This window comes from Amycolatopsis sp. NPDC034160 (assembly GCF_055575355.1).
Map to the genome: position 1 here is coordinate 317,265 of NZ_JBVISU010000006.1, position 9,065 is coordinate 326,329.

Genomic DNA, 9,065 nt, shown 5'->3' on the forward strand with positions numbered 1-9,065 from the left:
CGGCGCCACAGTGGCCAGTGAAGGATGTGGGTAGTGAAATGCCGCACGGGGAGGAGTCCCTTTTTTGCGGCATTCCGGATCGTGACCAAGAATGCCGCAGCGGCCATGGAGAGGGTGATATGCCGATACCACGCTTCGTAACCGCGCACTTGGTAACGGTCCAGCCGGTCTCGTTTTTCCGTGGTTTGGAAGTACTACTCGATCGCCCACCGGATTCAGGCAACACGAGCAAGCTCGGTCACCTCCATTGTCGCGGCCCCGAAACAAATATGTTCCGGTCAGCGCGCAGGGTTTCTTCACCGATATCTCTATCGAACGCAATTGGGTGAAGGTGGTAATCGTGATGTCCTCGGCGGCCTGTCGTTGTCCGCAGATCGGATTCCAATTTCTCGTTCCGCCGGCGAAGTTTCTCCAATTCGATCGGTTCAGCCGATTTCTTTCCGCGTTCGCCGGGGCTGCTGACTCTGCCTGGCCGCTGGATAAGACCCCGGCGTCACGAGCCTGCGTCCATTCGATGATGTGCGAGGGGCACAGGCTTTTACGACGCAGGACCGCGCCCTTCTCTCCATTGGGGCGTTCTCGTACCCGGTGACCATGGCCAGCTTGTAGGCCGGGGTGAGCACCCGCCGCGTCAGGCGGGGAGCGGGATCGCTTCCATCTGCCGGACCGCTGGACTGCTTGTCAGATGGTGTGTGGATACGCGCATCCTGCGCGAGAGGGTGTCCGGATAATAACGGCAAGCTTCGAAAGATGATGAGACATGATGGCGGAAAAGGACATCGTCAAGCCGGAACCCGAGGATGACGCGTGAGGATCTCCCGGGTGCGGGATAGAGATTTCGTTGAGGCCGGTGTGGTCGACTGTGCACTGGACCCGTCCGCCGTCCGGATCGGTGCGGGGTAAGCGGACTCGAGAGGACATCTGATGAGCAACGGGAAGGCGGGGCGCCCCGGCGTTCTGGCGATCACGGTGGTCACGGGCCTGCTCTGGGCGTCGTCACCCGCCGCGGCACAGCAGGCGCCCGCTCCGCTGCCGACCGAGCAGAAGGGCTGTCTGCAGGCACCGGAGGCCACCGAGCCCGGCGTGCCCTGGGCTCAGCAGCGGATGGCGGTGGACCGGGTTTGGTCGTTGACGAAAGGCGCCGGCGTCACCGTGGGGGTGGTCGACACCGGTGTCGACGGGAATACGCCCCAGCTGTCCGGCGGACGCGTGAAGCCCGGCCTCGATGTCACCACCCCGGAACGGAAGCCGGCGAACGACGACTGCTTCGGGCACGGCACGTTCGTCGCCGGGATCATCGGCGCCGCCGTTCGGCCGGGGACCGGATTCGCCGGGGTCGCGCCCGAGGCCACGATTCTCCCGATCCGGTGCGCGATCACGACCGCGGACGGCTCACCTCCGGTCCTGACCGCGGCCGAGATGGCCAAGGGTATCCGCGCCGCCGTCGACGGCGGCGCCCGGGTGATCAACATTTCGGCCAGCACCGACAACCCGGATCCGGAACTCGCCGAAGCCGTCCGGTACGCCGCCCAGCGCGACGTCGTGGTGGTCGCCTCCGCGGCGAACACCGCCCAACAAGGGGACCCGATCACCTACCCCGCCTCGTATCCCACCGTCATCGCCGTCGGCGCGATCGACATGCTCGGCAAGAAGGCGGACTTCTCGCAGACCGGGAAGTTCCTCTCCCTGGTCGCTCCCGGCGTCGGGGTCACCAGCCTCGGCCCCGGCGGCGCCGGGCACTGGGTGGGCAGCGGCACCAGCTACGCCGCGCCGTTCGTGGCGGGCGTCGCCGCACTCGTGCGCGCCTACCGGCCGCAACTGTCCGCCGAGCAGGTCAAGCACCGGCTGGAGGCGACCGCGGACCACCCGGCCGCGGTGCTGCCCGACGCACAACTGGGCTGGGGAACGGTCAACGCGATGGCCGCCGTGACGACACTGCTGCCCGAGGAATCCGGCACCGCGGCGCCCGTCGTCGCGGCCGAACCGGCGCCGTTGCCGGTGCCTGTCCGCCCGGACGGTCCCGGCGAGGTCGTCGCCGTCGTCGCCACGGTCTCCGTGCCGGTTCTCGCGCTGCTCGGCCTGCTGGTGTTCCGCCTGTGCCTGGGTGCCAAGCGCCGCGGCTGGAAGCGGGCCCGGGTGGTCGAATTCTCCCGCCCTCGCACCGGAGCTTGATCTACGCCCACCTGCGGGTTCACGGCTCGCGTGAAGTACATGATGGCCCCCTTCCTTGCGTCAGGCGCAAGGAAGGGGGCCATCATGTACTGGGGAAGGTCGCTGCTGCTCATGTCGCGAAAGCCACTTTCGGGACACCACATGTCCTGAAAGTGGCTTTCGCGACACAGTTTTACGCGCTCGGGCGCTCCCATCTCGAAAAATGTCCTTTTTGGACACTCAAGAGGCGGATCGAGCCTCTTGAGTGAGCCTGTTTCTCTCTATGGCAGTGGTGCCGACCCATCCTCCACCAGCGGCGTCTGTACCAATCGGACCGATCGGCGGCGGTTGATGAACTGCGCGCGTCCCGGCGGAAGCACCCGAGGCTTGAGGTTGCCGAGGAAGGAACCTTCGGTTTTCGGGCAGGACAACAGGAGCGCCGGTGTGCCGAGTTCCCACATGCGCCGGATCGCCGGGTTGCTCATCGACCGGCTCGCTCCCGCGATACTGCGCGCGAGGATGATGTGCACGCCGACGTCGGCGGCCTGGGCGAGCACCGGCATCAGGCCCTGCAGCGGGCCGGCGCTTCCGGCGGATTCCGACAGTTCGAAGTCGTCGATGATGATGTAGAGCCGTCCACCGGTCCACCAGTCGCGCAGGGGAAGCCTGCTCGGGCTGATTTCCGGACCGGGAATGCGTTTCTCGATGACGGAAGCCGCACCGGCGATCGATTTCGTCAGTGCTTCGGCGCCCACGGCGTATTCGAGCTGGTACTCGGCCGGGATCGAATCGCGCAGTTCGCGGCGGAAGTCGCCGAACATGATGCGGGCTTCGTCGCTGCTGTGGTGCGCCACGATCGAACGGGCGATGTGCTTGAGGATGTTGGTCTTGCCCGATTCGGCGTCACCGTAGATCAGCAGGTGTGGCGTGACGTCGAAGTCGTGCCACTCCGGTTCGAGGTGCTGGTCCTCGAGGCCGAGCGCCATGCGCATCTCCGCCGCCGGGGACGGTGCGCGCGGGGCCGGTAGTTCCCGCGCGTGCAGGGTCTGCGGCAAAAGCCGGACCTTCGGCGCGCGCGGTGCTCCGGGCGGTGCCAGCGCTTCGGCGAGTTCCACCGTCGCGTCCGCGAGGTCGTCGGTACGGGAGTCGCCGTCGATCCGGGGGAGTGCGGCAAGGAAGTGCAGCCGGTCCGGGGTGATCCCGCGCCCGGGGATCGACGGCACGGTCGCGGCGAACCGGCTGTTGATTTCCGAGTCGACCGGGTCGCCGAGTTTGAGTTCGAAGCGCGTGCCCATGACGTCCCGGAGCCACGGCCGCATTTCCGACCACCGGTTGGACGCGACGACGAGGTGGATACCGAAGCTCAGTCCTCGTGCGGCGAGTTCGGTGAACTTCTCCTCGATTTCCTCGAAGTCCTGCCGGATCGTGTACCAGCCGTCGACCACGAGGAACACGTCGCCGTAGGGATCGAGGTCATGGAAACGGCCCTCGGCACGGGCCCGGCGGTAACTGACCATCGAGTCGACGTTGTGTTCGGCGAAGATGGTCTCCCGCCGCGCCATCAGGTTGGTGATCTCCAGGACCGTGCGGGTGACGCGGTCGCGGTCGAGCCGGTTGGCGATACTGCCGATATGCGGCATCGCCGCGAGCGAGGACAGCGTCCCGCCGAAATCCAGGCAGTAGAACTGGACCTGTTCGGCGGTGTGGGTGAGCGCGAGGCCGCAGATCAGCGTGCGCAGCATCGTGCTCTTGCCACTCTGCGGTCCGCCGACCACCGCCGCGTTGCCCTTGCTGCCCGACAGGTCGGCGATCAGCAGCTCGCGCCGTTGCTGTGCGGGCAGGTCGATGAGCCCGACGGGCACGGTCATGTTCGCCGTGTTCAGGTCGCCGACCGGACGCGGGCCGTAGGTCGGGTGGTCCACCAGCGGCGGTAGCAGCTGATCCAGGGTCGCCGACGTCTTCAGCGGTGGCAGCCAGACCTGGTGCGCCCTCGGGCCGATGCCTCGTAGCCTGCCGATCAGCACGTCGATCATGGTCTCCGTGGCTTCGTTGGGCTGGTCCTCTTCGACGGTTTCGGGCTCTGGCGCCACCGGAGGTTCGATGTACCGCTGTCCGAACGCGACGATGTGCTGCTCGACGGCGAGCCCGGTCTGTCGTCGCTTCGGCCGGTAGGGCGCCGAGGAGAACGCGCCCTTGAACCGCACCAGGGTCTGGGTGTCCGGCCGGAGGTAGCCGTTGCCCGGGCTGTTGGGCAGTTCGTAGGCGTCCGGGACGCCGATGACGCTGCGGCTCTCCATCGCGGAGAAGGTCCGGAGGCCGATCCGGTAGGAAAGGTGCGTCTCGACCTTGTGGATCCGGCCTTCGTCCAGGCGCTGTGAGGCCAGCAGCAGATGTACCCCGAGGCTGCGGCCGAGCCTGCCGATCATGGCGAAGACGTCGATGAACTCGGGTTTGCTCGAGAGCATCTCACTGAACTCGTCCACCACGATGAACAACGCGGGCATCGGCTCGAGCGGCACACCCTGGGCGCGGGCGGCCTCGTAGTCGCGCCGGGAGGCGTAGTTGCCGGCCGCGCGCAGGTGTTCCTGACGCCGGTTCATCTCGCCGGTCAGCGCGTCCTGCATACGGTCGACCAGTTCGAGTTCTTCGGCGAGGTTGGTGATCACCGCCGAGGTGTGCGGCAGCTGGTCGAAACCGAGGAAGGCCGCGCCTCCCTTGAAGTCCACCAGCACGAAGTTGAGGTCTTCCGGGGAATGGGTGGTGGCGAGCGCGAGCACCAGCGTGCGCAGCAGTTCGCTCTTGCCGGAGCCGGTGGCGCCGACGCACAGTCCGTGCGGCCCCATGCCGTCTTCGGCGGATTCCTTGATGTCGAGTTCGAGCGGGGAACCCGCCCCGGCGATGCCGATCGGCACGCGCAAGCGCCGTTTGCCGGTCATCCGGTCGCGGCGGTATTTCACCGGGTCGAAGGTGGCGACGTCGCCGATGCCGAGGAGGGTGGCCAGGTCGTAGTCGACGGCGAGCGGTTCGTCGTCCTCGGAAACCTCGCCGATCCGGAACTGGGCCATCGTCCGGGCGAGCGCGTTCGCGGCGACCTCGCTCATCCGGTCGGGACGGCAGAGCCGGGCGGTCTGCTGCTTGCCGACCCGGTCGAACGACACCGTCCGGACCTCGTCCGCGTCGACCTCCAGGAACAACGCTCCGGCCCGCTGCTGCCAGGGCAGCGATCCGGAGACGTCCAGGACCACGGTGTTGCGGTAGCCCTCGTCCGCGACCCGGTGGTCGGCGGGCACCGAGACCCCGTCGAGCACGAGGATGACGAACGGCTCGGACGCGGTGATCGGCGTGTCGGCCTCGAACCGCGGCCGCCCGGTGAACGAGGGCCCGCCGAGCAGGAGTTCCGCCTGGGTGATGTCGTCGGCGGCGAGCCGTCGTGCTCCGGCGGCGTCGCGGCTTTCGGTGTCTTGGTGGTGGGGAAGCCACTTCAGCCAGTCCCAGCGGTCCATATGCTCTTCGGAGGCGCAGACCGCGACCCGCACGTCACCGGGGGCGTGCGCGGTGACCAGCTGGGCGAGGACCGCCCGCGTCAGGCCGAGGACGGCGTCGTCGTCGCCGGAGAACTGAATCTGCCCGAACCCTCGGAGATACACCGCGATCGGCGCGTCCGGGAGCGTGTTATAGGCGCGCATGAACCGGCGCAGGGCGTGCGCGGTGAGCGGTTCGAGGTCCTCGATCGGCTGGCTGTTCGGGGGGACCAGCTTGAAGGTCGAGCGCTGGGTGCCCAGGCCGAGCCTGATCTCGCCGAAGTCGTCGTGGGCGGGGCGCCGTTCCCAGAGCCGGTAGCCCAGCGCCATCGACCACAGCGCGTGCGGGTCGGGATGGATCCAGCGGGCGGCCTTCCGCTGCGCGCTCAGCGCGTCGCGGGCCTGTTTGCGCAATTGGCCGAGATAGCGGATGTAGTCACGCCGGTGGCCGTTCAGCTTCTGCTTGTGGGTGACCGAGTTCCGTACCATCTGCGTGATGAGCATGCCGAGCGCCGACAGCACCATGAGGCCACCGCCGATGTAGGCGAAGGCCCCGGCGCCGGGACGGACGAACATCATCACCATGGCGAGTGAGCCGAGTGCCATGGGGGCGTACATCAGCACGCTGCTGATGCCGCCGCCGGTGTTCTCGGGCACGCCAGGAGGCGGTTGGAGCTCGGTTTCGATCTCGGGGGCGGGCGGTTTGGGCCGTCGCGCGCGCCGGGCGAACAGCGTGGTGCTCACAGGCTCTCCCTTGGTGAGTGGTTCTCCCCGTTTTTCGGGGATCTCGGTCCGGCTTGGCCGCCCGCAGTGCGGCCGGGCTTAGCTTGGATGCCGGGACGAGGGCCTGGACCTGGAAGAAAGGGCCTGTCACCTGAGGTAGAGCGAACACAGCATCGCACAAAGAACGCGGCGAAGCTACCGTCCATTTCGGACGGTGAGAACAAGCCGGCCGGAGCCTCCGGCCGACCTGGTACACGTGCTGAACAGGGGCTGATCCGTGACGGCGTCCGAACCGGTAACGATCGTGGACCCGGAGATCGAAGTGCTGACCTTCGAGCAGCTTGTCCAGCTGGTCAACGAGGTCAGCCCGGATTCCTACTACGAGCGTGCGCAGGCTTTCGACACGGCGACAGCACGGTTGGAACAGATCCAGGACGACCTGGCGCGCGGGACTCGTGAGTTGTGGGATGCCTGGCGAGGCGAAGGTGCCGAAGCCTTCGGCGACGACGTCCGGAATGTCAACGCCCTCGGCAACACGGCGATCCAAGCGATGGCCAGTCCCGGCTACGGTGCCACGCTCCGCCGGGCCGGTGACGCTCTCGCGCTCGCGCAGCAACGTATCCGCGACCTGCAGGCGCAGAAACGGGAAGGCGACCTCCCGGCCGCTCGGCAGGTGGTGCACGACCTCGGAGTCGCGTATCAGGAGATCGGGACGGCGATCACTCCGTTCCCCGGTGCCGAAACCGATGTCCCGATGAACGGTCAGGGCCCGGCGGTGAACGCGTCCGCTCCCACGGGGCCGACGCCGGCCACGGGCGCCGTCCAGCCCTCCGCCGACGGTCAGCTGGGCCGCCATGGCGACGGGACAACAACATCCGGAGGTGGCGGAATCGTGCCTGCCGCCGCCTTGCTGCCTATGGGCGGACCGATGGCGGAAGGACGGTCGGGTCGTCAGGGCGATGTCTGGGCCGGGTTGCTGGGGGACACGACCCAGGGCACGCCCGCCTTGGTGGCGCCCGCGGTCGTGGGGAAGGGAACGTCGGCCGCGCAACCGGAGTCGAGTGGCGAAACCGTCGACGGGCAGGGAAACGGCGCCTACTTCGCGGTACTGGGCCGGACGCAAGGGGTCCAGGCCGGGCCGCGGAACACCGAGTCGAAGAAGGACAAGCACAAGGATTCGCGCGGGGACGAAAGCGCGACCGCGGAGCAGGACGAGCCACCGTTGAAGCCTGAGATCCCGAACGCGGACCTCACTTCGCCGGGTGCTTCGGCGCGCGCGGAGGCCACCTTCGACGCGGATCTTCCGGAGAGCACCGCGGAGCCGGCCCCGTCGGTGGCGACAGTGTCCGCGACCGACGCTGCGTCCGCGGCTCCTGCGAGTCACGAACCGGTCCATGCCGAGGCTTCGGCTTCCGAGCTTCCTCCGCCTTCGGCCTCCGCACCCGCTCCCGCGACAGCGCCTTCGCCGTCGGGAACCGCCGCACCGGCGGAGGTCCTCAAAACACCTCCGCTACCGCACGGCTCCGGCGCCGGACTTCCCGGCAACGCCACTCCGGTATCACTGGGCGTTCCGGTGCAACCGGTCGTCGCGCCGGTCGCGGGGGAGACTTCCTTGCCGAGCGCACTGCCCGCTTCACCGGCGTTCCGGCCCGTCGGTGGCTTCGACAGCAGTTCCACCCCCGGACTTCCTCCGGTGGTTCCCGGCGGGACCGGTTCGCCCCGGATGCCCGGGGAGGCCATGCACGGCACCGGTGGCGGTCTCATGTCACCGATGCTCGGAGGCGGTGCTGTCGGCGGAGGCCAGGACACGGAGAACGAACGGCAGCCGATGGGTCTGCTCGGCGTCGACCCCAAGGTCTGGGACGCCTCCGGCAACGCTCCCCAGGTGCTGGGCCGCCCGGTCGCCGCACCGCCGCCGCGGGCACTCGACCTCGACGACGCGAAGAAGAAGGCCATGGAGATGGTGGACTCCGTGCTCGGACGCCCCGAGCGGAAAGACGACGATCGAACCACCGAGTGAGAACGAAGTGATTGCGGGAGTGGCTTTCGCGACACCGTTGTGCCTGACCTTGAATCAGCGACCGGCGGGCCATCCCTTGCCGTGGCCCGCGACCAAGCATTGGAAGCTTTCTTACCTGGGTCCCGCGGGAGTGGACGTCGGCTATCGGGTGTCCGAGGAATCCGAACGGTGAGTGTCCTGATTTCCCGCCTCGTCGGACGGGTCGCCCGGTCTCAGCCCTTGATCAACGCAAGATCCGAGACACTCAACCTGGATCCACCGGTGTGGTGTGGGTGTTTGGGGTGTGTCTGGGTACGCAAATGCCCTCTGGCTTGGGATGATTGTTCTTGCGACGGAACAAAAACCACGTAGCGAGAGGGCATCTGCTGGATGCGATCATCTCATACCGCCGGATCGGTGTCGGTGAGGTTCGATGATGAGGGTCTCGTGTCGTGCGCGGGGCTGGTGCCGGTGCTGCGGCTGGCCGAGGCCATCGGCCTCGGCCAGCTGATCGAAGACCGGGTTGACCTGGGGATTGCGGTCGGGGCGAACACGGGCGCGAAAGCACTGTCGGTAGTGGCCGGAATGGTCGCCGGCGGGGACTCGATCGAGGATCTGGACGTGATCCGGCACGGTGGGATGCGCCGGTTGTTCACCGGTCTCCGGGCGCC

Annotated in this window: 3 protein-coding genes and 2 pseudogenes; 3 read left to right on the forward strand and 2 right to left on the reverse strand. The window is 67.7% G+C overall.

Features of this window, described 5'->3' with window-relative positions; genetic code table 11:
- Positions 1 to 44: 44 nt before the first annotated feature.
- Positions 45 to 272, reverse strand: a pseudogene (locus tag ACZ54P_RS16330) (IS701 family transposase); the annotation flags it as partial.
- A 652-nt stretch (positions 273 to 924) separates the two neighbouring features.
- Here ACZ54P_RS16330 and mycP point away from each other — a divergent pair.
- Positions 925 to 2,172 (forward strand): type VII secretion-associated serine protease mycosin, encoded by a 1,248-nt coding sequence (gene mycP, locus ACZ54P_RS16335; protein ID WP_465462341.1) that lies wholly within the window; start codon positions 925 to 927, stop codon positions 2,170 to 2,172.
- Between the two features lie 260 nt (positions 2,173 to 2,432).
- Here the strand turns inward: mycP and eccCa are convergent, their stop codons facing one another.
- Positions 2,433 to 6,416, reverse strand: a complete 3,984-nt coding sequence (eccCa, locus tag ACZ54P_RS16340) for a type VII secretion protein EccCa (RefSeq protein WP_465462342.1) — start codon at positions 6,414 to 6,416, stop codon at positions 2,433 to 2,435.
- A gap of 256 nt (positions 6,417 to 6,672) precedes the next feature.
- Here eccCa and ACZ54P_RS16345 point away from each other — a divergent pair, with 256 nt between their 5' ends.
- Together ACZ54P_RS16345 and ACZ54P_RS16350 are read left to right on the forward strand one after the other, a co-directional pair.
- Positions 6,673 to 8,415, forward strand: a complete 1,743-nt coding sequence (locus tag ACZ54P_RS16345; RefSeq protein ID WP_465462343.1) for a WXG100 family type VII secretion target — start codon at positions 6,673 to 6,675, stop codon at positions 8,413 to 8,415.
- A 402-nt stretch (positions 8,416 to 8,817) separates the two neighbouring features.
- A pseudogene (locus tag ACZ54P_RS16350) lies at positions 8,818 to 9,065 on the forward strand (IS1380 family transposase); the annotation flags it as partial.